Annotated in this window: 22 protein-coding genes, 2 tRNA genes and 2 pseudogenes; 10 read left to right on the top strand and 16 right to left on the bottom strand. The window is 70.3% G+C overall.

What is annotated here, in order from left to right:
* Positions 1–47: 47 nt before the first annotated feature.
* From AB0I23_RS00510 to AB0I23_RS00485, 6 genes are all read right to left on the bottom strand, one after another.
* Entirely contained in the window at positions 48–1,319 is a 1,272-nt protein-coding gene (locus AB0I23_RS00510) for an HD-GYP domain-containing protein (protein WP_359105377.1), read from the bottom strand.
* Positions 1,316–2,764 (bottom strand): HD-GYP domain-containing protein, encoded by a 1,449-nt coding sequence (locus AB0I23_RS00505; protein WP_359105375.1) that lies wholly within the window; start codon positions 2,762–2,764, stop codon positions 1,316–1,318. Before AB0I23_RS00505 ends, AB0I23_RS00510 begins: the two co-directional genes overlap by 4 nt.
* A gap of 197 nt (positions 2,765–2,961) precedes the next feature.
* Entirely contained in the window at positions 2,962–3,273 is a 312-nt protein-coding gene (gene rsrA / locus AB0I23_RS00500) for a mycothiol system anti-sigma-R factor (protein ID WP_037689023.1), read from the bottom strand.
* Positions 3,270–3,926, bottom strand: a complete 657-nt coding sequence (locus AB0I23_RS00495; protein ID WP_037689614.1) for a sigma-70 family RNA polymerase sigma factor — start codon at positions 3,924–3,926, stop codon at positions 3,270–3,272. Before AB0I23_RS00495 ends, rsrA begins: the two co-directional genes overlap by 4 nt.
* Positions 3,927–4,252: 326 nt before the next feature.
* Positions 4,253–4,903 (bottom strand): alpha/beta hydrolase family protein, encoded by a 651-nt coding sequence (locus tag AB0I23_RS00490; RefSeq protein WP_359105372.1) that lies wholly within the window; start codon positions 4,901–4,903, stop codon positions 4,253–4,255.
* Between the two features lie 18 nt (positions 4,904–4,921).
* A complete protein-coding gene (locus AB0I23_RS00485) occupies positions 4,922–5,737 on the bottom strand; it encodes an SOS response-associated peptidase (protein ID WP_359105370.1) in 816 nt (271 codons plus the stop codon).
* A gap of 53 nt (positions 5,738–5,790) precedes the next feature.
* On the opposite strand from AB0I23_RS00485, the gene AB0I23_RS00480 reads away from it, so the two are divergent.
* From AB0I23_RS00480 to AB0I23_RS00465, 4 genes are all read left to right on the top strand, one after another.
* Positions 5,791–6,504 carry a M50 family metallopeptidase gene (locus AB0I23_RS00480; protein ID WP_359105367.1) on the top strand — a complete coding sequence of 238 codons (714 nt, stop codon included), beginning with the start codon at positions 5,791–5,793 and terminating at the stop codon, positions 6,502–6,504.
* A gap of 103 nt (positions 6,505–6,607) precedes the next feature.
* A complete protein-coding gene (gene aroA / locus AB0I23_RS00475) occupies positions 6,608–7,924 on the top strand; it encodes a 3-phosphoshikimate 1-carboxyvinyltransferase (protein WP_359105365.1) in 1,317 nt (438 codons plus the stop codon).
* Between the two features lie 3 nt (positions 7,925–7,927).
* Entirely contained in the window at positions 7,928–8,944 is a 1,017-nt protein-coding gene (gene rsgA / locus AB0I23_RS00470) for a ribosome small subunit-dependent GTPase A (RefSeq protein WP_359105363.1), read from the top strand.
* Between the two features lie 91 nt (positions 8,945–9,035).
* A complete protein-coding gene (locus AB0I23_RS00465; RefSeq protein ID WP_311310331.1) occupies positions 9,036–9,359 on the top strand; it encodes a DMT family transporter in 324 nt (107 codons plus the stop codon).
* Positions 9,360–9,568: 209 nt separating this feature from the next.
* On the opposite strand, the gene AB0I23_RS00460 is transcribed toward AB0I23_RS00465, so the two are convergent.
* Positions 9,569–10,177 carry a TetR/AcrR family transcriptional regulator gene (locus tag AB0I23_RS00460; RefSeq protein ID WP_359105361.1) on the bottom strand — a complete coding sequence of 203 codons (609 nt, stop codon included), beginning with the start codon at positions 10,175–10,177 and terminating at the stop codon, positions 9,569–9,571.
* 122 nt (positions 10,178–10,299) lie between these two features.
* Here AB0I23_RS00460 and hisN point away from each other — a divergent pair, with 122 nt between their 5' ends.
* Together hisN and AB0I23_RS00450 are read left to right on the top strand one after the other, a co-directional pair.
* Positions 10,300–11,136, top strand: a complete 837-nt coding sequence (hisN, locus tag AB0I23_RS00455) for a histidinol-phosphatase (protein WP_359105358.1) — start codon at positions 10,300–10,302, stop codon at positions 11,134–11,136.
* 182 nt (positions 11,137–11,318) lie between these two features.
* Positions 11,319–11,720, top strand: a complete 402-nt coding sequence (locus AB0I23_RS00450; protein WP_359105355.1) for a CBS domain-containing protein — start codon at positions 11,319–11,321, stop codon at positions 11,718–11,720.
* Between the two features lie 117 nt (positions 11,721–11,837).
* Here the strand turns inward: AB0I23_RS00450 and AB0I23_RS00445 are convergent, their stop codons facing one another.
* On the bottom strand, positions 11,838–13,307 hold the full coding sequence (locus AB0I23_RS00445) for a catalase (RefSeq protein ID WP_359105353.1): 1,470 nt from the start codon (positions 13,305–13,307) through the stop codon (positions 11,838–11,840).
* Between the two features lie 151 nt (positions 13,308–13,458).
* On the opposite strand from AB0I23_RS00445, the gene AB0I23_RS00440 reads away from it, so the two are divergent.
* The 3 genes and pseudogenes from AB0I23_RS00440 to AB0I23_RS00425 form a co-directional block, all read left to right on the top strand.
* Positions 13,459–13,878 carry a Fur family transcriptional regulator gene (locus AB0I23_RS00440; protein WP_359105351.1) on the top strand — a complete coding sequence of 140 codons (420 nt, stop codon included), beginning with the start codon at positions 13,459–13,461 and terminating at the stop codon, positions 13,876–13,878.
* A gap of 673 nt (positions 13,879–14,551) precedes the next feature.
* Positions 14,552–14,976, top strand: a pseudogene (locus tag AB0I23_RS00430) (ABC transporter permease); the annotation flags it as partial.
* A pseudogene (locus AB0I23_RS00425) lies at positions 14,973–15,305 on the top strand (hypothetical protein); the annotation flags it as partial. The pseudogenes AB0I23_RS00430 and AB0I23_RS00425, both read left to right, overlap by 4 nt.
* A 24-nt stretch (positions 15,306–15,329) precedes the next feature.
* On the opposite strand, the gene AB0I23_RS00420 reads toward AB0I23_RS00425, so the two are convergent.
* The 4 genes from AB0I23_RS00420 to AB0I23_RS00405 form a co-directional block, all read right to left on the bottom strand.
* Positions 15,330–15,403, bottom strand: a tRNA-Met gene (locus AB0I23_RS00420).
* A gap of 270 nt (positions 15,404–15,673) precedes the next feature.
* Positions 15,674–17,737: a tetratricopeptide repeat protein gene (locus tag AB0I23_RS00415; protein ID WP_359105348.1), complete on the bottom strand. Its 2,064-nt coding sequence runs from the start codon at positions 17,735–17,737 to the stop codon at positions 15,674–15,676.
* A gap of 213 nt (positions 17,738–17,950) precedes the next feature.
* A tRNA-Met gene (locus tag AB0I23_RS00410) sits at positions 17,951–18,024 on the bottom strand.
* A 54-nt stretch (positions 18,025–18,078) separates the two neighbouring features.
* Positions 18,079–20,958: a UPF0182 family membrane protein gene (locus tag AB0I23_RS00405; RefSeq protein WP_359106214.1), complete on the bottom strand. Its 2,880-nt coding sequence runs from the start codon at positions 20,956–20,958 to the stop codon at positions 18,079–18,081.
* A gap of 127 nt (positions 20,959–21,085) precedes the next feature.
* On the opposite strand from AB0I23_RS00405, the gene AB0I23_RS00400 reads away from it, so the two are divergent.
* Positions 21,086–21,655, top strand: a complete 570-nt coding sequence (locus AB0I23_RS00400; RefSeq protein WP_359105346.1) for a PPA1309 family protein — start codon at positions 21,086–21,088, stop codon at positions 21,653–21,655.
* Positions 21,656–21,707: 52 nt separating this feature from the next.
* On the opposite strand, the gene AB0I23_RS00395 is transcribed toward AB0I23_RS00400, so the two are convergent.
* From AB0I23_RS00395 to AB0I23_RS00380, 4 genes are all read right to left on the bottom strand, one after another.
* Positions 21,708–22,796, bottom strand: coding sequence for a YlbL family protein (locus AB0I23_RS00395; protein WP_359105344.1), 1,089 nt, complete (start codon positions 22,794–22,796; stop codon positions 21,708–21,710).
* A gap of 141 nt (positions 22,797–22,937) precedes the next feature.
* Entirely contained in the window at positions 22,938–23,108 is a 171-nt protein-coding gene (locus AB0I23_RS00390) for a hypothetical protein (protein ID WP_359105341.1), read from the bottom strand.
* A 127-nt stretch (positions 23,109–23,235) separates the two neighbouring features.
* A complete protein-coding gene (locus AB0I23_RS00385) occupies positions 23,236–23,697 on the bottom strand; it encodes a molybdenum cofactor biosynthesis protein MoaE (protein WP_359105339.1) in 462 nt (153 codons plus the stop codon).
* A 143-nt stretch (positions 23,698–23,840) separates the two neighbouring features.
* Positions 23,841–24,983 (bottom strand): SDR family oxidoreductase, encoded by a 1,143-nt coding sequence (locus tag AB0I23_RS00380; protein ID WP_359105336.1) that lies wholly within the window; start codon positions 24,981–24,983, stop codon positions 23,841–23,843.
* Positions 24,984–25,162 lie beyond the last annotated feature (179 nt).

The following is a 25,162-nucleotide window of genomic DNA, read 5'->3' as shown; positions in this document are numbered from 1 at the left end:
TTCGCATCCAACCATGCCTGGCCGGACACCCGCTCATTACCCATGGGTTACCCAGGTGGGACAGGGGTCAGACCGCCCCGGGCCAGGACCCTGGCAAGCGATTCGACCACCTCCGGCTGGTAGTCGTGGGCGGTGCCGAGCCGAAGCCGTTCCAGAGCACCGAGCGGGCCGCTGAGACCTTCCCCGCACAGGTCGTCGTATGCGTTGACGGCGCGGACGATCCGGGCGGGCAGCGGCTGCTCGCGGTACGGGTCGGCCTGCCGCTCCACCACGACGGCGATCTCGGAGTCCACGCCGGTCTGCCGGACCACGGCCCCGCCCAGCAGCGCGATCCGGCGCTGCTCCACGGCGGGCAGCGGGGCTGTCGCCCCGTCGGGCACCGGGTCGACGAGGGAGAGCTGACCGATGTCGTGCATCAGGGCGGCGTACTCCAGCACGGTGAGCTCGGCCCCGGAGAGCCCCAGCTCCCGGCCGACGGCCGTACAGAGCACCGCGACCCTGCGGGCATGCCCATGGGGGGTGTAGCCGGCGATCTCCGTGGAACGGGCGAGCGAGGTGATGGTCTGCCGGTAGATGGCGCGTACGGCGACGAATCTGCGGAACGACACCTGGGTGAGCAGCAGCGGTACGCAGAGCACGGGCAGCGCCCACAGCCCGGCGACGGCGACCCCGAGCGCCATCACCGCACCGGTCGCACAGACCGCCGAACCGATGCCGAGGAGGGCGCGCAGCTCGTCGCGGAGCAGCGGCCCGTACGGGATGGAGGGACCTCCCCTGCCCCCGAAGCCGTGCGGGAGGGCGCCGGAGCGCAGCAGCAGGGCGCCGAGCACGGCGTCACACAGGGCGGTGAGCCCGAGCAGGACGAGAAGGAACAGCGCGACGTACGGGCCGTCACCGAACCAGTCGGCGGTCCGGCCGGAGTTGTGGAGCGGCTGGAAGCACACGGCGGCGAACGAGACGGTGACGATCCGCCGGGCGGCCTGGTCGGCGGTTGGCCCGCTGCCGCGCGCCACATGAGGCACGGCGGCCACCAGCTGCGCGGCAACGAGGACGGCGATGACCTGGAGAACCCCATGGGTGGTGGGTTGCCCGCCACTGCGGCCGAGCAGGGCGTAGGCGAGCGCGCCGGCGGCCCCGAGCGGCGCGGGCTCCCGCTCCTCGGGCAGCGCACCCCAGCGGGCGAGCTCACCGACGGTGACGAGCACTCCGAAGGCAAGGGCATGCCCGGGTTCATGAACCCCGTACCAGAGGGTGTGGACCAGCCCCCCGAGGGCCAGCAGGGCGGCACCGCCACGGACGGCAGGGACAGCGCCGGTCACCGGGGACGTTCCGCGGCGCCGTCGAACCCGTCGGCGCCGTCAAGCCCGTCCGGCATCCGGGGACGAGACACCTGCCGGGCCACCCCCGCACCCGCACCCGCACCCGCACCCGCACCCGCACCCGGCAGCGGAACCGGCTCGTCCGCCGTCACCGCCATCGTCTCCGCAGCCCACCCGCACCGCTCCACTCCCCGAGCCAGCGCCCGCACCATCTGCGGATCGAACTGCGTCCCCGCACAACGCTTCAGCTCCTCCACCGCCGCCGGCACCGGCCGCCCCCTGCGGTACGAACGCGTCGACGTCATCGCGTCGAACGCGTCGGCCACCGCGACGACCCGCGCGAACTCGGGAATCTCCCGCCCGCTCAGCCCGTACGGGTAGCCGCTGCCGTCGAGCCGCTCGTGATGGTGCAGGATCGCCGCCCGTGCCTCGCCCAGGAAGCCGATGCCCCGGACGATCTCGTGGCCGTACTCCGGATGCAGCTCGATCACGCGCCGTTCCTCCGGGGTGAGCGGCCCGTCCTTGCGCAGCACCCGGGTCGGCACACCGAGCTTGCCGACGTCGTGCAGGATCCCGGCGAACCGGAGCACTTCGAGCCGGTCCTCCGCCATGCCCAGCTCCCTGGCGATCAGCACGGAAGCCCGCCCGACGCGCTCGCTGTGCCCCCGGGTGTATGTGTCCTTGATGTCGACGGCCTGCACCAGCGCCCGGATGGTGGCGCGGTGTGCGGCCTGCTGACGGTGGTACTGGGAGAAGACCCAGCAGGAGATGTACATCGGCAGGAGCACGAAGAGCGCCGCCGGCGGCCCGTACGAGCTGCGCCACAGCAGGGCCATCATCAGTCCGGCGAGCCCGTGCACCAGGTGCGGTCCGAGTGAGCTCGGCAGCAGTCCCCTCCAGGCGTGCCGGACCGGCACCCGTTCGGCCACGGCCAGGATCGAGCCGTCCAGGGCGGTGAGGACGAGACTGAAGGCCAGCGCGGCGACACAGGCGGGCAGGACGGCGTACGGGAAGTCCGGCAGCAGGCCGGGACCGGGCCCACCGAGCGTGGCGGCGCCGCCGAGCAGGCCGTGGACGGACGACGCCACCCAGACGGTGATCGTCAGCTGGGCCGTCCGCCAGATGCGGCGGGCCGCGACGGGCGCGCTCTCCACCCGGCCGGCGAGTGAGCCGGGGATCGCGACCAGCGCGGCAGCGGCGGGCGGCACCAGGAACGCCGCCGCGAGCAGCAGCGGAAAGAACGATCCGGCACTGATCGGCACGGAACTGCCGAAGAACGGGTGGCGTCCGGGCAGTTCGCAGACCAGATAGAGCCCGGCGAGCAGACCGACGGTGTCCCAGGGCACCCCCGTACCGCCGGGCGGCAGCGCGGGCCGCACACAGAGGACAGCGCAGACCGCGGCGGCCAGAATGACCGCGCGCGCCGCAGCCCCGGTGCTTCTCACCCGTCCCGCCCGCCCCCCAACTGGTCAATGGAGGCGCCAGGTTAGCGAGTTGGGCACTCGGTCGAGCGTGGTTGAGCCCGATTAGCACGTTCGGGTGAAGTGCACGCGTTGGCGGCGGTACCACCGAGGGCGTGCCGCGACAGCCGCGGCACGCCCTCGGCGAGCAGAGAAGCCCCGTCGTCAGGGGTGGCCGCTCGTCACTCCGTGGCAGCGCTCGGCAGCTCGGCCACCACGTCCTGCTCCGGCACGGCCTGCCCGGAGCGGATCAGATCGATCCGGCCCATCACCTTGGAGCGCAGGTCAGCCGGCACGTCGTCATGACCGCAGCAGCGCTTGACCAGTTTCTTCACCGCCTGCTCCAGCCCGTACTTCTCCAGGCACGGCGAGCACTCCTCGAAGTGCACCTCGAACTTGCTGCAGTCGCTGTCGGGCATCTCATGGTCGAGAAACTCGTAGAGATGATCGAGGACCTCTGAGCAGTCTGTCTCGTGCGGCTCTCCGCAGCTCATGAGCCCGAGCCTTTCCGATCGTCCAACTCTCCGGCACCGGCCGGGACGAGCCCGCGTTCACGGGCGTAGTCCTCCAGCATGCCGCGCAGTTGGCGGCGGCCCCGGTGCAGTCGGGACATCACCGTACCGATGGGAGTCCCCATGATGTCCGCGATCTCCTTGTAGGCAAAGCCCTCTACATCGGCAAGATAAACCGCGATGCGGAACTCTTCGGGGATCGCCTGCAGTGCGGACTTGACGTCCGAGTCCGGCAAGTGGTCGAGCGCCTGCGACTCGGCGGAGCGCAGACCTGTGGACATGTGCGACTCGGCGCGCGCCAGCTGCCAGTCCTCGATCTCCTCGGCGGCGCTGCGCTGGGGTTCGCGCTGCTTCTTGCGGTACGAGTTGATGAACGTGTTGGTGAGGATGCGGTACATCCACGCCTTGAGGTTCGTCCCCTCGCGGAACTGGTGGAAGGAGCCGTACGCCTTCGCATACGTCTCCTGAACCAGGTCCTCGGCGTCCGCGGGATTGCGCGTCATGCGCAGCGCGGCCGAGTACATCTGGTCGAGGAAACCGAGGGCGTCCCGCTCGAAGCGCGCATTGCGCTCGGCGGTCGTCTCCTCCGCGCGGCCGTCGTCGGTCCCTGTGTCGGTACCGGTGACCGGACCCACCTCCTCCAACGCTGTGGCGGTTCCGAGACCGGACCCGCTCGAATCGGAGAATAGTCGACCTTGCTTCGACGCGGGCTGTCGTTCCGATCCGCTCCGTGCCCGCCCGGGGGTGGTCTTCGCCACGTGCAGCACCGCCCACTCCAGGTCAGCGGCGTTCGAGCGGCGCGGGCAGATGGTCGAACCCATGCGACGGACTCCCTCTCCACGTACGACGTTGATGAACCGATGTCCCGAACAACAGTGGTCCCCGACGCAACATTCCCGGGGTCCGCCGGGTCGTGCGCGGGTGTGATCCGATCCACCCGGAAAGGCCGTGCGGGTCTGCCTTACGGGAGTCGGTCCAGCCATTCCGTCACGGCGGCGGTGAGGAGTTCCATCGCCCGGTCCTCGGTCGTTCCGGACTTCTTCGGTACGGCGAAGCCATGGTCCCCGTACGGCACCTCGGCGATCTCGTACTCCCCCGGAGGGAATTCGGCCGGCCGCCCGAACGGGTCGTGGCCGCCCTGCACGACAAGCGTGGGCACGCCCGCGCCGAGCAGCTCGTCCTTGCGGGACTTCTCCGGCCTGCCCGGCGGGTGCAGCGGGAAGCTGAGCGCGAGGACGGCGTGCGCGCCGAGCTCGGACGCCGTGCGACAGGCGACCCGCGCGCCCGCGCTGCGTCCGCCGGCCACGACGGGCAGCCCGGGGGCGGTGAGAGCGGGCCACAGATCGCGCCAGCCGGCGTCCAGGGTCTTCGGGGCGGGCGCGAGCTTCTTCCCGGCGACCCGCCACGGTTGCTCCACCAGGGCGACGGTCACGCCGCGTGCGGGCAGGGCGGCGGCAATCGCCTGGAGGTCGCGGGTCTCGATGCCACCGCCTGCGCCATGGCTGACGGCGAGCACCAGGCGGGGGCTGCGCGCGGGCAGCCAGGTGATCCGGGCGGGCCCGGCGGCGGTGTCGACCGCCTCGGTCGTCGGGGCTGTCTCTCTACGGCTCACAGAGCCCATCCTGCCCGGTCAGAAGAGCGTGCCGAGCTCCGGCGCGATCAGTTCCTCCAGGAGCTCGGGCCCGTTGTTGCGCACATTACTGACGGCCGTGGTCACCGGGTACGCCCGCATCAGTCCGCCGGGCGGCGGCGCCAGCAGCGCCCGCAGTTCCTCGATGTCGGTGCGCGAGGGGTCCAGCCAGGCGTCCCAGCGGTCCGGGGTCAGCATCAGCGGCATCCGGGGGTGGATGTCGGCGAGCGCGGCCGGACCCTCGGCGGGGGCGACGGCGAGCGGGGTGGTCTCCGCCTCGGTGGTGATCACGGAGCAGGTCACCCACCAGGCCTGCTGGTGGTCGTCCGGCAGCGTCCGGTCGCGCCAGAACTCGTACAGTCCGGCCATCGCGAAGACCGATCCGTCGGCGGGCGTCACGAAGTAGGGCTGCTTCCGCGGCCGCTTCTTCTTCCCTTTCTCCTCCAGCTGCCGCTCGTCAGTGCCGGTGACCCACTCGTAGTAGCCGTCGGCGGGCAGGATGCAGCGGCGCGAGACGAAGGGGCGGCGGAAGGACGGCTTCTCGTGGACGGTCTCCGCGCGGGCGTTGATCATCCGGGCTCCGCCCTCGGGCGACTTGGCCCACGAGGGGACGAGTCCCCATTTCAGGACGCGCAGCTGGCGAACCGGGCGTTGATCATCCGCGTCTTTCACGGGACGTTCCAGTACGGCGTAGACCTCTTTGGTCGGCGCCACGTTGTAGTCGGGCTCCAGCGTCTCCGCCGGCTCCCACTTCTCGACCCCGAAGAGTCCGGTCAGATCCTCGGGCCGCCGACTCGACGCATACCGTCCGCACATAAGTGCCAGACTGCCACGACCCACCGACACGACCGCAAGGAGCCGCCCGCACCATGGACAGCACCGAACTGGGCAATCTGTGGGATCGCGTCTTCGGTACCCAGCCCGCACCCGAGCAGTGGCTGGTGGTCGTGACGGCCACGGTCGCGCTCATCGCCGTCGTACCGAACGTCCTGTGGCGGCTCTCACGCAACGCGATCACCATCGCCCACGAGGGCGGACACGGGCTGATCGCCCTGGTCAGCGGGCGCAGCCTGGAAGGCATCCGGCTGCACTCGGACACCAGCGGGCTGACCGTCAGCCGCGGCAGGCCCACCGGCATCGGCATGGCCCTCACCGCGGCGGCGGGCTACACGGCGCCGCCGCTGCTGGGGCTCGGCGGCGCCTGGCTGCTCACAGGCGGCCGGATCACGCTGCTGCTGTGGGTGTCGACCGCGCTGCTCGCGGTGATGCTGGTGATGATCCGCAATCTGTACGGGGCGCTCACGGTGATCTTCACCGGTACGGCGTTCCTGCTGGTGTCCTGGCTGGCTTCACCCGCGGTGCAGTCGCTGTTCGGGTACACCGTGGTCTGGTTCCTGCTGCTCGGGGGCGTACGTCCGGCGTTCGAGCTGCAGTCGAAGCGGCGGCGCGGCGGGGCGCCGGACTCGGACGCGGACCAGCTGTCCCGGCTCACGGATGTGCCGGCCGTGCTGTGGCTGTGCTTTTTCCATGCGGTGTCGATCTGCTCGCTGATCGGCGGCGGCCGCTGGATGCTCGGCCGGTGAGGGACGACAACCCGCGGCGACGCCTACCATGCTTGTATTACGCCCCGGTTTCGGCCCATTTGATCAAAATCCGGGATTGCGGCGAGCCACTAAAGTGAGGTCCATGACCGAAAGCTCCGTGCACCCCGCCCTCTGGCCCGCCCCTCACGCGAGCGGGGCCGTCGACGCGACCGTCACCGTGCCCGGATCGAAATCGGTCACCAATCGGGCGCTGGTCCTGGCCTCCCTCGCCGCCGAGCCGGGCTGGCTGCGCCGCCCGCTGCGCTCCCGCGACACGTTGCTGATGGCGCAGGCACTGCGCGCGATGGGCGTCGGCATCGAGGAGGGCGTCGGCCCGGACGGCTCCGGCGAGGCCTGGCGGGTCATTCCGGCCGGGCTGCACGGTCCCACCACGGTCGACGTCGGCAACGCCGGAACGGTGATGCGTTTCCTGCCGCCGGTCGCCGCCCTCGCCGACGGTCCGATCCGCTTCGACGGCGACCCGCGTGCGTACGAGCGGCCGCTGACCGGCGTGATCGACGCGCTGAGGGTGCTCGGCGCCCGGATCGACGACGACGGGCGCGGCTCGCTGCCGATGACCGTGCACGGCAGCGGGGCGCTGGACGGCGGCCCGGTGGCGATCGACGCCTCCTCGTCGTCCCAGTTCGTCTCGGCGCTGCTGCTGTCGGCGCCGCGTTTCAACCAGGGCGTGGAGGTACGTCACACCGGTTCCCGGCTGCCTTCGATGCCGCACATCCGGATGACCGTCGACATGCTGCGGGCCGTCGGCGCCCAGGTCGACGAGCCGGAGACGGGTGGCGAGCCGAATGTCTGGCGGGTGTCCCCGTCGGCACTGCTCGGCCGCGACCTGACGGTCGAGCCGGATCTCTCCAACGCCCAGCCGTTCCTCGCGGCGGCGCTGGTCACCGGCGGCCGGGTGACGATTCCGGACTGGCCGGAGCGCACCACCCAGCCTGGTGACACGCTGCGCGAGATCTTCACCGCGATGGGCGGCAGCTGCGAGCTGACCGAGCACGGTCTGACGTTCACCGGATCGGGCCGTATCCATGGCATCGACGTGGACCTCGGCGAGGTCGGCGAACTGACCCCCGGCATCGCGGCGGTCGCGGCCCTCGCCGACTCCCCCTCCACACTGAGCGGCGTCGCGCATCTGCGGCTGCACGAGACGGACCGGCTGGCCGCGCTCACCAAGGAGATCAACGAGCTCGGCGGCGACGTCACCGAGACCGCCGACGGGCTGCACATCGAGCCGCGCCCGCTGCACGGCGGTACCTTCCATACGTACGACGACCACCGGATGGCAACCGCCGGGTCGATCATCGGCCTTGCCGTCCCCGGAGTGGAGATCGAGAACGTGGCGACCACCGCCAAGACCCTGCCGGATTTCCCGCAGATGTGGACCCGAATGCTCGGGGTCTGAGCCATGCGTCGCTACGGCAAGAACCCCGACGAGGACGACATCCGGTTCCGCCCCAATCCGAAGGGCAACCGGCCTCGTACGCATACCCGCCCGAAGCACGAGGACGCCGAGAAGGGCATGGTCCTCACCGTGGACCGCGGCCGCCTCACGTGCCTCGTCGACGGCCGTACGGTCATGGCGATGAAGGCCCGGGAGCTGGGCCGGAAGGCCGCGGTGGTCGGCGACACCGTCTCGATCGTCGGCGATCTGTCCGGCGACAAGGACACCCTCGCGCGCATCGTCCGGATCGGTGAGCGCCGCTCGGTGCTGCGGCGGACGGCGGACGACGACGATCCGTACGAGCGGGTGGTCGTCGCCAACGCCGACCAGCTGGCGATCGTCACCGCGCTGGCGGATCCGGAACCCCGCCCGCGGATGATCGACCGCTGTCTGGTGGCGGCGTACGACGGCGGACTCTCCCCCCTCCTGGTCCTGACCAAGTCGGACCTGGCGTCCCCGGACAAGCTCCTGGAGGCGTACACCCCCCTGGGGGTCCCGTACATCGTCACCAGCCGCGAGGAGCTGGAGAACGGCGACGCTGCGGACCGGGTGCGCGAGCAGCTGAACGACCGGGTCACCGCCTTTGTCGGGCATTCCGGTGTCGGGAAGACCACCCTGGTCAACGCCCTCGTGCCGAAGGACCGGCGGCGTACGACGGGTGTCGTCAACGCGGTCACGGGCCGCGGCCGGCACACCACCACCTCGGCGCTCGCGCTGCCGCTGCCGGACGGGCGCGGCTGGGTGGTCGACACCCCCGGGGTGCGCTCCTTCGGGCTGAACCACATCGACCCCTCGCGGGTCATCCACGCGTTCCCCGACCTGGAGCCGGGCACCGAGGACTGTCCGCGCGGCTGTACCCATGACGCCGCCCAACCGGAATGTGCGCTGGGCGCCTGGGTGGCCGGGGGGCATGCCGATCCGGCACGGCTGGACTCGCTGCACCGGCTGCTGGCCACCCGGGAGCGGCGCGAAGGCGACTGACCTGGGTACTGTTTGCGACCTGCTGCCGATGGTAAGTGCATAATCGCGCTCAGCGGGACGGAGCAGTCACCGACGTGGGAGGGCACTGACGATGGCGTGGCTGCTGGTCGTGGTCGCAGGACTTCTGGAGACCGGCTTCGCCGTCTGCCTGAAACTGTCCCACGGCTTCACCCGGCTCTGGCCGACCATCGCGTTCGCCGCCTTCGCGCTCGGCAGCTTCGGTCTGCTGACGCTCTCCCTGAAGAAGCTCGACGTGGGGCCCGCCTACGCCGTCTGGACGGGCATCGGGGCGGCGGGCACCGCGATCTACGGCATGGTCTTCCTGGACGATGTGGTCTCCACGCTCAAGCTGGTGTCGATCTCGCTGGTGATCCTGGGTGTGATCGGGCTGCAGTTGTCGGGCTCGTCCCACTGACGGCCGGTACGGGAAAAGCGACAGGCGGCGCTGTGCCCGACCGTTTCGGCGACCGGCACCTCGCACGCAGCGCCCCCCTCGCCCGGTTCCGCGTACTCCGGGCAGCGTGACCCGGACCGGCACCCCTCGTACCGCCGCGTCGCGCTCGGTGGTACACGGCCGGCAGGATGCGGGCGCGCTCGCGCTCCGGGATACCGGCGGCCCGTCCGTCACGCTGCGGACCACCGCTCCACCACCTCGCGCACCAGCGGCGCCGCGTCCGTGGGGAGGGCGGACGCGGCAACCGCGTACGACAGCGCCAGCCGCATCGCGGTCTCGCAGGTCGCGGCCAGTGCCGCCGGGTCGTGCGGCGGGCGCCCCTCGTCCAGCGCGGCCACCGCGCGCTCGCACACCAGGCCGAGCAGTTCGGCGGGGGTCGGCGGTCCGGCATCGGCCCGCCGCTGCGCCGGTACGGACGAGCCGACCGGCGCCGCCGGGCGTGCGGGCCGGGGCAATCGCTCGCCCCAACAGCCTGTGAGCAACGCCCTGACCAGGGCGTCCGTACGGGCTGCGCGCACCGTCCAGGCGGCGGTCGCGGCCAGCCTGTCCCCCGGGCCACCGAGCGATCCCAGCGCCCGTTCGGCACCGGCGAGATAGCCGTCGGCAGCGCGCCGGACCAGGGCCCGGGCCAGGCCGTCCTTGCTGCCGAACTCGTTGTAGAGGGTCTGCCGGGAGACTCCGGCGGCGGACGCCACGTCGACCATCCGCACGGTCGGCCAGGGCAGAGTGGTGAGCGCCGAGAGGGCGGCGTCCAGCAGTGCTTCGCGCGCTGTAGGCATCGTCGCCTCCCACGCCAGGGACTCTGCGGTTCAGAGTTGACGCGCCACCGGGCACTGTCAAGGCTTCGCGCAGCCTCCGGGTCCGTGTAGCCCTGTTCACCTGCGGTCGATACTGTGACGACATGCCCGATTACCACGATGATCTGCGCCTCGCCCACGTGCTGGCGGACGCCGCCGACGCGGCGACGATGGACCGGTTCAAGGCTCTGGACCTCAAGGTCGAGACCAAGCCGGACATGACGCCGGTGAGCGAGGCCGACAAGGCCGCCGAGGAGCTGATCCGCGGCCACCTCCATCGGGCGCGTCCGCGCGATGCGATCCTCGGCGAGGAGTACGGGATCGAGGGCACCGGTCCGCGCCGCTGGGTCATCGACCCGATCGACGGCACCAAGAACTACGTCCGCGGTGTCCCGGTCTGGGCGACCCTGATCTCGCTGATGGAGGCGGGCGGAGGGGGCACCTCCCGCTCGAGCGGAGCCGAGAGCGGGGGAGGGTTCCAGCCGGTGGTCGGCGTCGTGTCGGCGCCCGCGCTGGGCCGCCGCTGGTGGGCGGCGAAGGGTGCGGGGGCGTACTCCGGCCGCAGTCTCACCTCCGCGACCCGGCTGCACGTCTCCAAGGTCGAGCGGATCGCGGACGCCTCGTTCGCGTACGCCTCGATGACCGGCTGGGAGGAGCAGGGCCGGCTCGACGGCTTCATGGACCTGACCCGGGCCTGCTGGCGTACGCGTGGGTACGGCGACTTCTGGCCGTACATGATGGTCGCCGAGGGATCCGTCGACATCTGCGCGGAACCCGAGCTCTCGCTCTGGGACATGGCGGCGAACGCGATCATCGTCCAGGAGGCGGGTGGCCGGTTCACGAGCCTGGACGGAGTCTCCGGTCCGGGCGGCGGCAACGCGGCGGCCTCGAACGGTCTGCTCCACCACGAGCTGCTGGGGTATCTCAACCAGCGCTACTGATCCCGGGCCGTCACGAGGCGTGAGGACCCCGAGGGGCGTGTGCTGCACTTCCGCGCGCCCCTCGAATGATCTCCGCGCACCCCTTGTTGGACTCCCCCAACGATGCAACGCTGAGAGTCCCCCCACTTGTGAACTTGTGAATCGGCTCACGCAGTCGCTTCACGAAGGAGGTGGCTCCCTTCATGCTCGTCCGTGACGCCATGAGCACGCTGGTCCTCACTATCGGCCCCACTCATACGCTCCGCCAGGCGGCCCAACTGATGTCGGCCCGCCGCATCGGGGCAGCAGTCGTCCTCGACCGCGACACCAGCGGGATCGGCATCCTCACCGAGCGCGACATCCTGAACGCGGTCGGCTCCGGCCAGAACCCCGATACCGAGACCGCGTCCACCCACACCACCAACGATGTGGTCTTCGCCGCGCCCAGCTGGACCCTGGAAGAGGCCGCGGAGGCCATGACGCACGGCGGATTCCGCCATCTGATCGTGCTGGACGACCACGGGCCCGTCGGCATCGTCTCGGTCCGCGACATCATCCGCTGCTGGGCACCCGCCCGGCGCCACCCGGTGGAACTGGTCGGCTGAGCTCTCCCACGTGCGTACGACCGATGGGCCTGTCCCCCTCGGTGAGGGGGACAGGCCCATCGGTCGGCGGGAGAGCCGGCACCAGGGGGTGTCCGGCGGATCAGGGCCCGACGCCCCCTAGCCGCGCAGGGTCTGGACCGCGGCTTCCAGTCGCTTGCCGAAGTCGCCGTCGGCCTGACGGAAGTTGTTGATCGCGCGCTCGGCGATGTCGTCGCGCGAGACCTTGGCGATGAACCCGGCGAGGTTGTCGATCAGGCGTGCCTGCTCGTCCTCGGAGTAGAGCCGGTAGAGGTTTCCGGCCTGCACGAAGTCGTTGTCCTCGGCGTGGCTCGGGGCCTCGTGCGTACCGATCCCGCCGGTGACCGTGGTGGGCTCCCACAGCGGACGGTCGGTCTGGACAGGACCGCCGAAGCTGTTGGGCTCGTAGTTCTTCGCACCCTTGTGGCGGCCGTCGTACAGGTAGCCGTCGCGGCTGTTCGTCCGGGCCTCGGTGGCGTGCGGACGGTTCACCGGCAGGTGGTCGGCGTTGATGCCGACGCGGTACCGGTGGGCGTCGCCGTACGCGAAGAGACGGCCCTGGAGCATCTTGTCCGGGGACGGGCCGATGCCCGGCACGAAGTGCGCGGGGCTGAAGATCGACTGCTCGGTCTCCGCGAAGATGTTCTCCGGGTTGCGGTTGAGCTCCAGCTTCCCGATCTCGATCGGCGGGTAGTCCGAGTGCGGCCACACCTTGGTGAGGTCGAACGGGTTGAAGCGGTAGGTGTCCGCCTCGGACGCGGGCATGATCTGGACCTGCACGGTCCAGGACGGGAAGTCGCCGCGCTCGATCGCCTCACGGAGATCGCGCTGGTGGCTGTCCGGGTCCTCGCCGGCGAGCTTGTTCGCCTCGGCCTGGGTGAGGTTCTTGATGCCCTGGTCGGTCTTGAAGTGGTACTTGACCCAGAAGACCTCGCCGGCCTCGTTGTTCCACTGGTAGGTGTGCGAGCCGTACCCGTTCATGTGACGCAGCGTGGCCGGAATGCCGCGGTCACCGAAGAGCCAGGTCACCTGGTGGGTGGACTCGGGCGACAGACCCCAGAAGTCCCAGACGTTGTCCGCCTCCTGCGAGCCGGTGTACGGGTCGCGCTTCTGGGTGTGGATGAAGTCCGGGAACTTGATGGCGTCCTTGATGAAGAACACCGGGGTGTTGTTGCCGACGAGGTCGTAGTTGCCCTCTTCGGTGTAGAACTTCAGCGCGAAGCCGCGGGGGTCACGCACCGCGTCGGCGGAGCCGAGGTTGCCCGCGACGGTGGAGAAGCGCAGGAACGTCTCGGTCTGCTTGCCGACCTCGGAGAGGAACTTCGCCCGCGTCCACTGCGAGACGTCGCGGGTCAGCGTGAACGTGCCGTACGCACCGGCGCCGCGGGCATGCACGATGCGCTCCGGAATGCGCTCACGGTTGAAGTGCGCGAGCTTCTCCAGCAGCGACTGGTCCTGCACCAGGACCGGACCGCCGACGCCCGCGGTCTGGCTGTTCTGGTTGTCGGCCACCGGCGCGCCGGCCTCCGTGGTGAGCGGTCCCTGCGTCACGTGCGCCTCCTGCGTCATTCCTGCACATCCGTCATGTCCTGATGTCCGCACAGCCTGTCCCTTGGCGTATGCCGATCCCGATCCTACAATGGACTAAGTCCAAGTCAAGTGAACATCTAAAGTCACACTCATTCGGGGCCAGGGTCCCCTCACTGTTAGGCTTGCTTCCATGAGTGACCTGCTGGAACGGCTCCGCGGACGCGGCTGGCGCATGACCGCGCAGCGGCGTGTCGTGGCCGAAGTCCTCGACGGGGAGCATGTGCACCTGACGGCCGACGAGGTCCACGCCCGGGCCGTCGCCAAGCTGCCCGAGATCTCCCGCGCCACCGTCTACAACACGCTCGGCGAGATGGTGACGCTCGGTGAGGTCCTCGAGGTCTCCACGGATCGCCGCGCGAAGCGGTACGACCCGAACGCGCACCGCCCCCACCACCATCTGGTCTGCGCCCGGTGCGGCGCCATCCGCGACGTGCACCCGGCCGGCGACCCGCTGGCGGACCTGCCGGCCGGCGAGCGGTTCGGTTTCACGGTCTCCGCCGTCGAGGTGACGTACCGCGGCATCTGCCCGAACTGCGCGGCGACGGCCTGAGACGCAACGAGGGGCCGGGTGCGAGTGTCGCTCGCACCGGGCCTTTCGCATGTCATGGCTCCTCGCCGCGCGAAACCGTACGACTGAAAATCATCCCCGGGCAAACAATCTGCGACCTGGGCGCCGAAGCGAGGTGACGCGACGGCGAGGACGGCGACAGCGCAGAGCCGGCCGGCGTACTTCCCGGTACTTCCCGGTACTTCCCGGTGCTCGCGGGCGAGCACGTCGACATCGCACGGCGCCGTGGCGCGGCCGCCATAGCCCGCGCCGCAGAGGCTCACGCACCCGACCGCACCTGGCGCCGGAGGCGCGCTGATCCTGGAGCTTCTCGCCACCCCCGAGGCCGTGCCCGAGGTGCGTCACGCCCTGCGCGCGTACCTGGGCGGCTCCTGTGCCGACCTCCAGTTGTGTGCCACCGAGCTGATCGCCAACGTCATCCGCCACCTCGGCGAGGGCGTCCCCGTAACGGTCCGCGCCTCGTGCGACCGGGACTGTACGCGATTGGAGGTCACTGACCCCGACCCCCGGGTCCTCCGTCGCCGGCCGCCCTGCACAGGACGGGCACGATTTCACCTCACTGAAGAGCGAGCTGTGGGGGCTGCTTCGCGGCGAGGTCGGCAAAGAGGTGGCCCCGGCATGAGCACAGCCGTGAAACGCGCACGTCAGGAAGACGGTGGGGGCCGTCCGTGCGCAGGCTGGGCCCCAGGAGCTGCATCCCGTACGCACCTACCGCAGGCGTCGCACCCTGGAGCTGGCGCTCGCCGTCGCCGTACCGCTGCTCCTCGTCCTGCTCTGGCAGCCGGCCGCCGCGCAGTCCTGGGTCGACGACCGGGTCTGTCCGGCCCCGTCCACCATCCTCGCGGACGGCTGGGACCGCGCGGCCGACGGCGAGCTGTGGCCCGACGTGTGGGCCACGCTCGAGCGGGTCCTCGGCGGCTACGCCATCGGCACCGTCGCCGGATACGCGCTCGGCCCGCTGAGGGGGCGTTCTCCCTCGTACGAGCCGCGCTGGAACCGTTGCTCGATGCCCTGTACGTCGTACCGAAGCTGGCTCCGCTGCCGGTCTTCCTCAATATGTTCGGCCTCGGCAAGCGGCCGACGTCGTTTTCCTCCGCGCCTACATACGCACGGTGAACACCTACTTCGCCGGGGACTGCAAGTCCGATCCCGCGTTCGTCACGGAACTGGCGAAGCTGATGAAGATCGACGAGGTGACGCTGCGGTCGACGCCGTCGATGCGCTGGACTGGGAGATCCGCAAGGGCACGACGGACCGCCTGCAGCAGGCGTACCGCGATGCGGGCGTCTCGGCGGGCAAGCCGGTACCGGAGGAGAAAGCCGTCGACCGGGCGATGTACGGGGGAGGCGGTGGGCCACACGCTCCGAGGCGATGGTCACGGGCATGAACAGAGGGCCGGATCCCTGTAAAAGGATCCGGCCCTCTGCCTTCAGTAGCGGGGACAGGATTTGAACCTGCGACCTCTGGGTTATGAGCCCAGCGAGCTACCGAGCTGCTCCACCCCGCGTCGGTGAACACAACCTTACGGTACGCCCCCGACCAGCGCAAATCCGTTTCCGCGGGGTGGTGCGGGCCTGCGGCCGACCGGCTCACCAGACCGTGCAGGGGCCAAAGGGGCGCGGAGAAGGATCATGGGTGGCCGACCGTGGCACGGCGCCGGCCCGGGCGACACATCCCGGGTGGCATGCGGCCCGCCCGGCGACCGCGCGCCGGGGCCGGACGGGCGGGGCACTACGGCCGACGCCACGCCGCCCCCGCGCCGCGCCCCCACGCTCCGTTACGCGGTCAGCTCCTGGTGCAGTGCCTCGAGCAGCCGTGCCGCCCGCTCGGCGACCTCCGCCGGGCCCAGCTCGACCGCCCGCGCGCACCAGCGCTGCCCCTCGGTGAGCTCGCCGCGGCGGGCGGCGAGCAGGGCGAGGCGCAGCGCGGCCCGTCCGTGCCCGTCGTTCGCGGCGCGGCTCCACCACAACGCGGCCTCGCGCTCGCTGCCCTCGCGGGCAAGGAGCAGCCCGAGGTTGAAGGCCCCGTTGCGGCTGCCCGCCTCGGCCGCCTCGCGGTACCAGTGGGCGGCGCTGTCCACGTCGCCGCGGGCGGCGGCGAGCATGCCGACGCGTACCTGGGCGCGGCGGTGCCCCTGCTCGGCGGCCCGCTCGTACCACTCCTCGCACTCGGTCTTCTCCGGCATCGGCTCGCCGAGCGCCGGCGGTCCCGGCGGCGGCTGCCGCGAGTCCAGCACCCCGGCCAGCCGGAAGGCCGCCTCGGCGCTGCCGCCGCCCGCGGCGCAGCGAAGATGACGCTCGGCCTCCTGCTCCTCGCCATGGTGCAGCAGCGCCATGCCGACCTGCAGCGCCGCCTCGGTGTGCCCGGCGGCGGCTGCCCGCTCGTACCAGCTCAGCGCCGCCCGGTCCTCGTCGCGCCCTGCGTGCAGGATGCCGAGGTTGAAAGCGGCGTCGACGCTGCCCGCCTCGGCGGCCTTGGAGAACCAGGGCTCCGCACCGGTCGCGTCCCCCGCCTGGAGCAGGAGTACGGCCAGTGCGTTGGCGGCCTCGCGGTGACCGGCGTATGCGGCGCGGCGGTACCACTGCTCGGCCTGCGGCGTACGGTCCTGGGCGGCGCAGAGCAGTCCGAGGTTGTACGCGCCGTTGACGTCGCCCGCGTCCATGGCGGCGCGGTACCAGCGCTCGGCGGTCTGCTGCTCGCCGCGGGCGGCGTGCAAGGCGCCCAGCGCGTTGGCCGCGTTGCCGTCACCGTCCTGGGCGGCGCGCAGCCACCACACGGCGGCGCTCTCCTCGTCGCCCGCATCGCGCAGCAGGAATCCGAGCGCGCAGGCGGCCCGCGCCTCGCCGTCCTTGGCGGAGGTGAGGTACCAGCGGCCGGCCTCCTTGAGTTCGCCGCGCCGTTCGAGGATGGCTCCGAGATGCAGGGCGGCGCGACGGTGTCCGCGCGCGGCGGCCTGCCGGTACCACTGCTCGGCCTCACCGACCTGCCCGGTGGCGGAACCGGCCACGGGTCCGTCGTCCTTGCGCGCGGCGGCCCGACCCGCGTGACGTGTGCCGGTCACGGAGCCACCGGCCGCGCCCGGGCCGGGCCCCATGTCCATCCCCAGCCCCGCGTCCGCTCCGGGACGGCCGAACGCGTCGTGCGGGTCGTCGGCGGCCCTGCGCTCCAGAGTGCGTGCCAGACGGTACGCGGCCTCCCGGTGGCCCTGCTCGGCGGCGGCGCGCAGCCACCGCTCGGCGCCGACGTCGCTGCGGTGTTCCAGCAGGTCGGCAAGGGCGTACGCGCCGAGCGCATGGCCCTGCTCGGCGGACTGGCGCAGCCAGTACTCGGCGCCGGGCTCGTCGCCGCGCTCACGGTAGTGGCGGCCCAGGGCGTGCGCGGCGGCTGCGGAACCGGCGACGGCGGCGATACGCCACCAGCCGGCCGCCTCGTCGGCGTAACCGCGCTGGTGGAGAAGGACTCCCAGGTTGTTGGCGGCGGCCCGGTCGCCGTCGGCGGTGGCTCCCCGCAGATAGGGCTCGGCACCCTTCAGATCACCGCGGCGCAGCAGCAGCGCGCCGAGGACGCTCATCGACACGGTGTCCCCGGCGTCGGCGGCGCGGCGGTGCCGCGCTTCGGTCTCGGCGCTCTCCGTGCTCTCGGCGTCGCCGGAAGCCGCCGCAGTCCCGGCGATTCCCGTGGTCCCGACCGCCCCCGCGGCCTCGACGCTGTCCACGGTCTCGGCGTTGCCCGCAGCGTCAGCGACAAAAGCCGCGTCCGTCACGTTTTCCATCCCATGGACGTGCCGCTGCACAAACCGCCCTGTCTCCAACAGAGTTGCCCTGTCCCCCATAAATACCATCGTCCCACCACCTGCAACCCGCGTACACCTGGTATACCGCGGCCAGTGAGGTCACTTCAGCGTTTTGTCGACATGCCCACAGAGAGATAAGTCAAACACGTCCGGACCCAACACGTGCCCTGCGAACCGCACTTCACGCCTATGACATGAGAGTGGCTTCACGGCACGACGAAGGCCCGGATCCTCGAAAGGATCCGGGCCTTCATTTTTCAGTAGCGGGGACAGGATTTGAACCTGCGACCTCTGGGTTATGAGCCCAGCGAGCTACCGAGCTGCTCCACCCCGCGTCGTTGTGTTCAAACCGTACCACGACGCGGAGGTGGGGCTTTACCAGCAGCTTCTCAGCTGCCCTTGTCCGCCTTGGGCGCGGCCGCCGCCGCACGCTTCAGCGCATCCTGCAGATCCGTCTGGGCCTTGCCGTAGGCGGTCCAGTCCTGCTTCTTGAGGGCTGCCTCACCTTCCGCATAGGCCTTCTGCGCATCCGCGATCGCCTGCTTGAGCGCGGCGTCGCCGGTGGCCGCAGGCGGCTTCGTGGTCTCGCCCGGCGGCTGGGTGGTCTGCGGTGGCTGCGTGGTCTCGGTGCCGTCCACCCCGAAGACCGCGTTGAGCGCTTCCCCGAGGCTGTTCTCGAAGACGGTCTTCGAACCGTACGAGGCGGCCACCTTGCGCAGCAGCGGATAGTTCTGCGTACCACCGCGCGTGTAGACCGGCTCGATGTAGAGGAAGCCCCCCTCGAGCGGCACCGTCAACAGGTTGCCGTACTCGATGTCGGAGTCGGTTCCCTTGAGGTTTCTCACGAACTCGGCGACATCGTCGTTGCCGTTGAGCTCGCTCTGCACCTGCCCGGGGCCCTTCACCGTCGTGGTGACTCTGAGCAGCCTTATGGTGCCGTAGTCCTTGCTGGCCGCATCCGCGTCCACCGCCATGAACGCCCCGAGGTCGGGCCGCCCCTTCGGGGTGAACGTGGTGGTCAGTGAGAACTTCTGGGCCGACTGGTCCGGCATTTTTATGCTCAGGTAGTACGGCGGGACGGCGCCGGACTCCTTGTTGGTCGGGTCGTCCGGGACCTGCCACGCGTCACTGCCGCTGTAGAACTGCGCGGGGTTGGTGACGTGGTAGCGGGTGAGCAGCTCGCGCTGCACCTTGAACAGGTCCTGCGGGTAGCGCAGGTGGGCCACCAGGTCCTGCGGAATGTCGGCCCGCGGCTCCACCGTCCCCGGGAACGCCTTGCGCCAGGTCTTGAGGACCGGGTCCTTGGTGTCCCACTCGTACAGCTTGACCTTGCCGTCGTACGCGTCGACGGTGGCCTTCACCGAGTTGCGGATGTAGTTGACCTGGTTCTGCTGGGCGACGACCGCGCGCTGGTTGGTGGTCAGCGAGTCGGCCGTGGTGTCACCGAGCGTCGTACGCGAGGCGTACGGGTATCCGTTGGTGGTGGTGTACGCGTCGACGACCCACTGGATGCGGTGGTTGACCACGGCCGGATACGCGTCGCCGTCGATGGTGAGCCACGGGGCGACCGCCTCGACGCGCTCCTTGGGCGTGCGGTTGTAGAGGATTCGCGAGCCCTCGCCGATGGCCCCCGAGTAGAGGATCTGCGGCTCGCTGAACGAGACCGCGTACGCGGCGCGGTTGAACGCGTTGGAGAGGCTGACCCCGCTGTTGCCCTGGTAACTGGTGGTCTTCTCACCGTCCTCCTCGAAGTCGAGCTCCTTCTGGGGCCCGCCGACGATGGAGTACTGCTCGGTCTTCTCGCCGTAGTAGATCTGCTGCTCGTACGTGCCGAGCTCGCCGGTGGTCGGCAGACCGGACTCGGTGAAGTCCGGGGACCCCTTCGGGTTCTTGCCCGTCGTGGTGCCCCGCGCGGCAATGGCGCCGTAGCCGTGGGTGTACGTGAAGTGGTCGTTGATCCAGTTGCGCTTGGGGATGCCGTCCAGATTGAGCTCGCGCAGACCGATGACCGTGTCCTGGTCCTTGCCGGCTGCGTCCTTGTAGCGGTCGACGTCCAGTGTCTTGGGGAACTGGTAGTAGTTCCGCTTCTGCTGGAGCTGCTGGAAGGCCGGGGAGACGACGTTGGGGTCCATCACCCGGTAGCTCGCCGCGTCGTCCGCGCTCGCGCGCAGCTTCGCGTCGTCCGTCGTGGTGCTCTTGCCCGAGTAGTCGTTCACCTGGGCGTCGTCGATGTCGTACGCGTCACGCGTCGCCTGGATGTTCTTCCGGATGAACGGGGCTTCCTTGGCCTGCTCGTTCGGCTGGACCTGGAACTTCTGCACGATCGCCGGGTACAGCCCGCCGATCAGGATCGCGGAGAGCACCATCAGGCCGAAGCCGATCACCGGGAGCTGCCAGGTGCGGCGCCACAGCGTCGCGAAGAACAGCACGGCGCAGATCGCGGCGATGCAGAACAGGATCGTCTTCGCCGGCAGGTAGGCGTTGGCGTCGACGTACCGCAGGCCCGTCCAGTTGTCCGTCGCCTTGAAGTCGCTGGACTTCACCGCCAGCCCGTACCGGTCGAGCCAGTACGCCACGGCCTTCAGTGAGACGAAGACGCCGAGCAGCACCGACAGATGACCGGTGGCCGCGCCGGTCGCCCGCGCGCCGGGGCTGGTGATGCGGAGCCCGCCGTACAGGTAGTGGGTCAGCGCGGCGGCGATCAGCGAGAGTACCGTGGCCGCGAAACCGAAGCCCAGCAGGAAGCGGTACCACGGAAGGTCGAAGGCGTAGAAGGAGACGTCCAGATGGAACTGAGGGTCCTTCTGCCCGAACGCCACGCCGTTCACGTACATCAGCCACGTGCGCCACTGGCCCGATGCGGACGCTCCGGCGATCAGCCCGACGAGCGCGGTGACCGCGAGCAGCACCCACTTCTTGTACGGGGCGACGCTCATCCGGTAGCGGTCCAGGCTCTGCTGCTCCAGCGACATCGCGCTCAGCGGCGGCCGGAGCCGGTGCGCGAGCCAGATGTTCAGGCCGACAGCGATCGCCATCAGCAGTCCGAAGACGAGGAACAGCCCGATCTTGGTCCGCAGGGTGGTGGTGAAGACGGACGAATATGCGACCGACCGGTACCAGAGCCAGTCCGTCCAGAACCCCGCGAACATGACGAACGCCATGGCGAGAATCGCCAGGACGCCCAATGTCATGAGCAGGGTACGGGCGCGCCGGGACGGGCGGCCGACTCTGATCCGTGGCCCGGTCGGGCCTCCGCCGCGGTCCGGCATCTGGAAAGCCAACGTGCGCCCCTCGAAGTTCGCGGTCGTGTGAAGCGGGCCCAGCGATCGTAGAGCCCACCTATGCAACTTACTGAGGCTTTACCTAGTTCCCGTTCCCGGGGCGGAAGGAGGCAGGATGTTGGGCATGCCCAACGTTTCCCCCTCAGGCCCCCCGATGGCCGCAAGTCCCCTCACCGTCGCCGTGCTCGAAATCGACGAGTACGCCGCCGGCCTCGGCTGGGACCAGCCCGCCCGGCTCTTCGCTCTCGTCGACACCGCCAAGCTGCGCGCCCAGGAACCGGGCCTCGCCGCCCAGCTCGGTCTCGACAGCCCGGAGTCGACGACCGCCGCACTCACCCCGATCGAGCAGGAGGAGATCCCCCGCGGTAAGGCACTGGACGAATTCCTCGCCACGATTGCCTGGCCCGACGCTGTGGCCGGATGCGCGTTGACGGTGGAGCGCCTGATGCTGCCGCCGTCCGCCGAGGCCTCCGTACCGGACGGGCTCAGTGACGCCCAGCTGACGAAGTGGGTCGCCCGGCACCCCGACCGGCAGGAGGTACGGATGACCGTGGCCGTCCTGCGCAACGGTGCGCGGGAGTCGGCCGTACGGCTCCGGGAGAAGGACTCCCCGAGCGAGGTACTGACCGGCGCGGGCCTGGTACCGGGGCTCGCCGAGGCGCTGGCCGCCACATTCGAGTCCTGAGAGTCCGACCACGGCGGGCGGTATCGCGCCCGCCGTCCCCGTGGGGGCGCGGTCAGCCTGCCGAGCAGCTCGGCAGAGCGGCCGTGTCTCCCGTGCGGATCTTCTCCAGCGACTTCTTCGCGTCGTCGATCGTCTTGACCTTCACGAGCGTGAGCCCGCTGGGGGTGTCGGACGCGGCGGCCCTGCAGTTGTCGTCCGGTGTCAGGAAGTATCTGGCGCCCGCGTCGCGCGCGCCGACCAGCTTCATGTTGATGCCGCCGATCGGGCCGACCTTGCCCCGGTCGTCGATGGTGCCGGTGCCCGCGATGAACTTGCCGCCGGTCAGCTGGCCGGGGGTCAGCTTGTCGATGATGCCCAGGGAGAACATCAGACCGGCGCTCGGGCCGCCCACATCGGCGAGCTTGATGTCGATCCGGAACGGGAACGTGTGGTCCGTCCCTGCCTGGATGCCGACGATCGCCCGGTTCTCCTTGGCCGCCTTCGCCGTCGTGATGGTGATCTTCTCGGATCCCTGTGGCGCCTTGCCGGCCTTCTCGGCGGCGGCCGCAGTCTTGGCCGGGATCACCGTGAACGTGACGTTCTCACCCGGCTTGTGCTTGGTGACGAGCTTCGCGACGTCCTCGGGCTGCCTGACCGCCGTACCGTCGACGGCCTTGATCACATCGCCCGCGTGCAGCTTGCCCTGCGCGGGACTGTCCTTGATCACCGTGGAGACCACGACGCGCGAGGTCACCGGGATGCCCAGCTCGGTCAGGGCGGCGACCTTGGCGCTCTCCTGGGACTGGCTGAACTCCTCGGCGTTCTCCTGCGTCGACTGCTGCTCGGTCTTGCCGTTCGGATACAGCGTGTCGTGCGGGACGACGACGCTGTCGTGGGCCAGCCAGCCGTAGACGGCCTCGACGAGGTTCATGTTGTAGTCGGCGCCCGTGACCCGGACCGTCGTCATATTGAGGTTGCCGGACGTCTTGTACGTCTTGTGCCCGGAGATCTGCAGGACCGGTTCTCCGCCGATCTTGCCGAGCGTGTTCACCGTCGGACCGGGAGACATCTCCGAGTACGGCACTTTCATCAGCACGCCCGCGCAGAGCAGCGCGATGAGGATCAGTGTGGAGGCGAGCATCGTCGCGGTGCGGCGTGGCATGGAACGACAGTACGGGAAGGGTCTGTCAGTGCACCGCCGGGGCCGGTCCGTAAGGGGCGGAGGGCGGGGCGTGGTGCTGTGCCGATCGGCGTGGGCAGCCGGCGCCGCGATGACGGGCGACTGCGTACGTGCGGTGCTGCCTCAGGCAGCGTCGGAACCGGAGTGAGATTTCTCCATCGCCTCACGGAACCGGGCATACTCGGCGAGTTCGGTGACATCGCCGGTCGTGCGATTTCTGGCGGCCCAGCTCCCCCATATCGCAGCGCCGAGAGCAGCGAAAAACGGAATCAACAACCAGGCGAGTGCTGCCATGACGACCTCCCTGCCCCATGAGCGACCGCGACTGCTGATCAGCAGATTAGCCATCTGCAGATCCAACGCTCATGGCAGGGGGGCGGTTACGCAAATCGGGGCAGATGACCGCCGGTAAGGTTTGAGATCAGCAGGCGCCGACCCACTCCTCCGTGCCGTCGGAGAACCGCTGGTGCTTCCAGATCGGAACCTCGTGCTTGAGGTCGTCGATGAGCTTGCGACACGCCTCGAACGCCTCCGCTCGGTGCGGGCAGGAGACGGCGACGACGACGGCCGGATCTCCCACCTCCAGTTCACCCACACGGTGTACCGCCGCCAGCGCCCGGACCGGGAACTCGGCGACGACCTTCTCGGCCACCCGGCGCATCTCGTCCTGCGCCGACGGATGGCAGGAGTAGGCGAGCGCGTCGACGTCCTGTCCGCCGTCGTGATTGCGCACCGTGCCGACGAAGAGCGCGGTGCCGCCCGCGGCGTCGTCCCCGACGGCGCGGAAGATCTCGTCGACCGACAACGGTGTCTCGCGGATCTCCAGCAGCCGGATCGGGTCCTGCGCCGCCTGCTCACCGGGGTGGTCATGGGTGGGTGCCATGCCGCCCATGGTGCCGTACCGCACTGACAACGCGGAATAGCCCTTTCCACCGGCGGGCATCGGCAGCCTTGGAGCCTTCTGCAGGCCCCCCGGCGGCCGGCCCCAGATCAGCCGCCTGTCGACGACGTCATGACCACGTACACCTAGATGCGCCGGCGTGCCTTGCGGGCGCGACGCACCAGGGCGGCGGTGCCGAGCAGCGCCACGGTCGCACCGGCCGCACCGGCAGCGGTGGCGTCCTTGCGGCCGAGTCGGCGTCCGGCGACGGTGTGGCGGCCCTCGACCTCTTCGAGGAGCGCGGCGAGCACCTCCTCGTTGGTCCATCGGGGACGCCAGCCGACGTCGTGCAGTCGGCTCACGCTGACCACCCAGGGGTGCATCGTGTACGCGAGGTCGCCCGCGGGAGACGGGGTGAGACCGATCCGGTGCAGCCGGGCGGCGGCGCCGAGGGCGACGGCGGAGGGCAGCTCCATCCGTCGTACACCACTGAGCTCCTCGACCTCCTCCTGCTCCAGCCAGCCGTCGCAGCCGACCGCGAACTCCCCGTCGATCTTCTCCAGCGCGGCGTACTCGAGGGCCGTCACCAGGTCGTCGACGTGACAGAACTGCCAGGCGGGGCGCGATCCGGCGACGACGAGGAGGCGCGGCGACTCGAAGTAGCGGGTCAGCGCGGTGTCCGTACCGCCGACCAGTACGGTGGGGCGGACCACGGTGACGTTGAGTCCGGGGTGGGCGCGGGGGGCGCGGCGGCCGAGCCGCTCGATCTCCAGAAGGTCGCCGACACCGGTGGCCTCGGCCGTGGCGCGCAGCTCGGCGTCCTCGGCGAGCGGGATGTCGTTGTCGGGCAGCGCCCCGTAGACCATCGCCGAGGTGCAGAGCACGGCCCGGTGGACACCGGCGGCCGCGGCGGCCGTCAGCACGGTCTGGGTGCCGCGGACGTTGTACGCGGTACGGGCGGCGGGGTCGGTCTCCAGGTCGAGGTCGAGCGCCAGATGGACGACGACGTCGGCGCCGCGCAATTTCTCGGCGATGGCGGGGTCGCGTACGTCGAGGATGTGCCAGGTCGCCTCGGAGACCTCGCCTCGGCGCTCGTCGATGGCGATGACCTGCTTGATCTCCTCGGATGCCGCGAGGCGCGCGGTGAGCAGCTCACCGACGCCGGTCGCGGCACCGGTGACCGCGACGACGGGGCCGCGGCTCTTGGAGCGGCTTTTCGAGGGCTTGCTCTCGGGCGAAGGGTCGGCCAGGTTTCGCGCTGCGCGAACCTGAGGATCTGGGGAACTCACCGGGCGTCTCCAGCGGTTGTCTTCAGTACGTACCCGAATGACGCGTACGTACCAGGTGGCGTCCATCCTGCCGCAGGCCGGCAGCCGGCGGAGCACTGAGGCCCTGAGCGGACATGGTGTCTACGCTGGATGGTGATGTCGGGCAGTCGCCGTCGGTTCGAGCCGGCGGCCCTACGAGC

Origin of the sequence: Streptomyces atratus, from assembly GCF_040655115.1 — a bacterium.
GTDB lineage: Bacteria > Actinomycetota > Actinomycetes > Streptomycetales > Streptomycetaceae > Streptomyces > Streptomyces atratus_D.
Note: the sequence above shows the minus strand (reverse complement) of the source record. Positions and strands in the feature narration are given on the sequence as shown.

Bases quoted from the DNA above. Each gene is read 5' to 3' on its own strand.
- rsrA (WP_037689023.1), bottom strand. From the start codon at position 3,273: ATGAGCTGCGGAGAGCCGCACGAGACAGACTGCTCAGAGGTCCTCGAT.
- AB0I23_RS00485 (WP_359105370.1), bottom strand. From the start codon at position 5,737: ATGTGCGGACGGTATGCGTCGAGTCGGCGGCCCGAGGATCTGACCGGA.
- AB0I23_RS00480 (WP_359105367.1), top strand. From the start codon at position 5,791: ATGGACAGCACCGAACTGGGCAATCTGTGGGATCGCGTCTTCGGTACC.
- aroA (WP_359105365.1), top strand. From the start codon at position 6,608: ATGACCGAAAGCTCCGTGCACCCCGCCCTCTGGCCCGCCCCTCACGCG.
- rsgA (WP_359105363.1), top strand. From the start codon at position 7,928: ATGCGTCGCTACGGCAAGAACCCCGACGAGGACGACATCCGGTTCCGC.
- AB0I23_RS00465 (WP_311310331.1), top strand. From the start codon at position 9,036: ATGGCGTGGCTGCTGGTCGTGGTCGCAGGACTTCTGGAGACCGGCTTC.
- AB0I23_RS00460 (WP_359105361.1), bottom strand. From the start codon at position 10,177: ATGCCTACAGCGCGCGAAGCACTGCTGGACGCCGCCCTCTCGGCGCTC.
- hisN (WP_359105358.1), top strand. From the start codon at position 10,300: ATGCCCGATTACCACGATGATCTGCGCCTCGCCCACGTGCTGGCGGAC.
- AB0I23_RS00450 (WP_359105355.1), top strand. From the start codon at position 11,319: ATGCTCGTCCGTGACGCCATGAGCACGCTGGTCCTCACTATCGGCCCC.
- AB0I23_RS00445 (WP_359105353.1), bottom strand. From the start codon at position 13,307: ATGACGCAGGAGGCGCACGTGACGCAGGGACCGCTCACCACGGAGGCC.
- AB0I23_RS00440 (WP_359105351.1), top strand. From the start codon at position 13,459: ATGAGTGACCTGCTGGAACGGCTCCGCGGACGCGGCTGGCGCATGACC.
- AB0I23_RS00415 (WP_359105348.1), bottom strand. From the start codon at position 17,737: ATGGTATTTATGGGGGACAGGGCAACTCTGTTGGAGACAGGGCGGTTT.
- AB0I23_RS00405 (WP_359106214.1), bottom strand. From the start codon at position 20,958: ATGCCGGACCGCGGCGGAGGCCCGACCGGGCCACGGATCAGAGTCGGC.
- AB0I23_RS00400 (WP_359105346.1), top strand. From the start codon at position 21,086: ATGTTGGGCATGCCCAACGTTTCCCCCTCAGGCCCCCCGATGGCCGCA.
- AB0I23_RS00395 (WP_359105344.1), bottom strand. From the start codon at position 22,796: ATGCCACGCCGCACCGCGACGATGCTCGCCTCCACACTGATCCTCATC.
- AB0I23_RS00390 (WP_359105341.1), bottom strand. From the start codon at position 23,108: ATGGCAGCACTCGCCTGGTTGTTGATTCCGTTTTTCGCTGCTCTCGGC.
- AB0I23_RS00385 (WP_359105339.1), bottom strand. From the start codon at position 23,697: ATGGCACCCACCCATGACCACCCCGGTGAGCAGGCGGCGCAGGACCCG.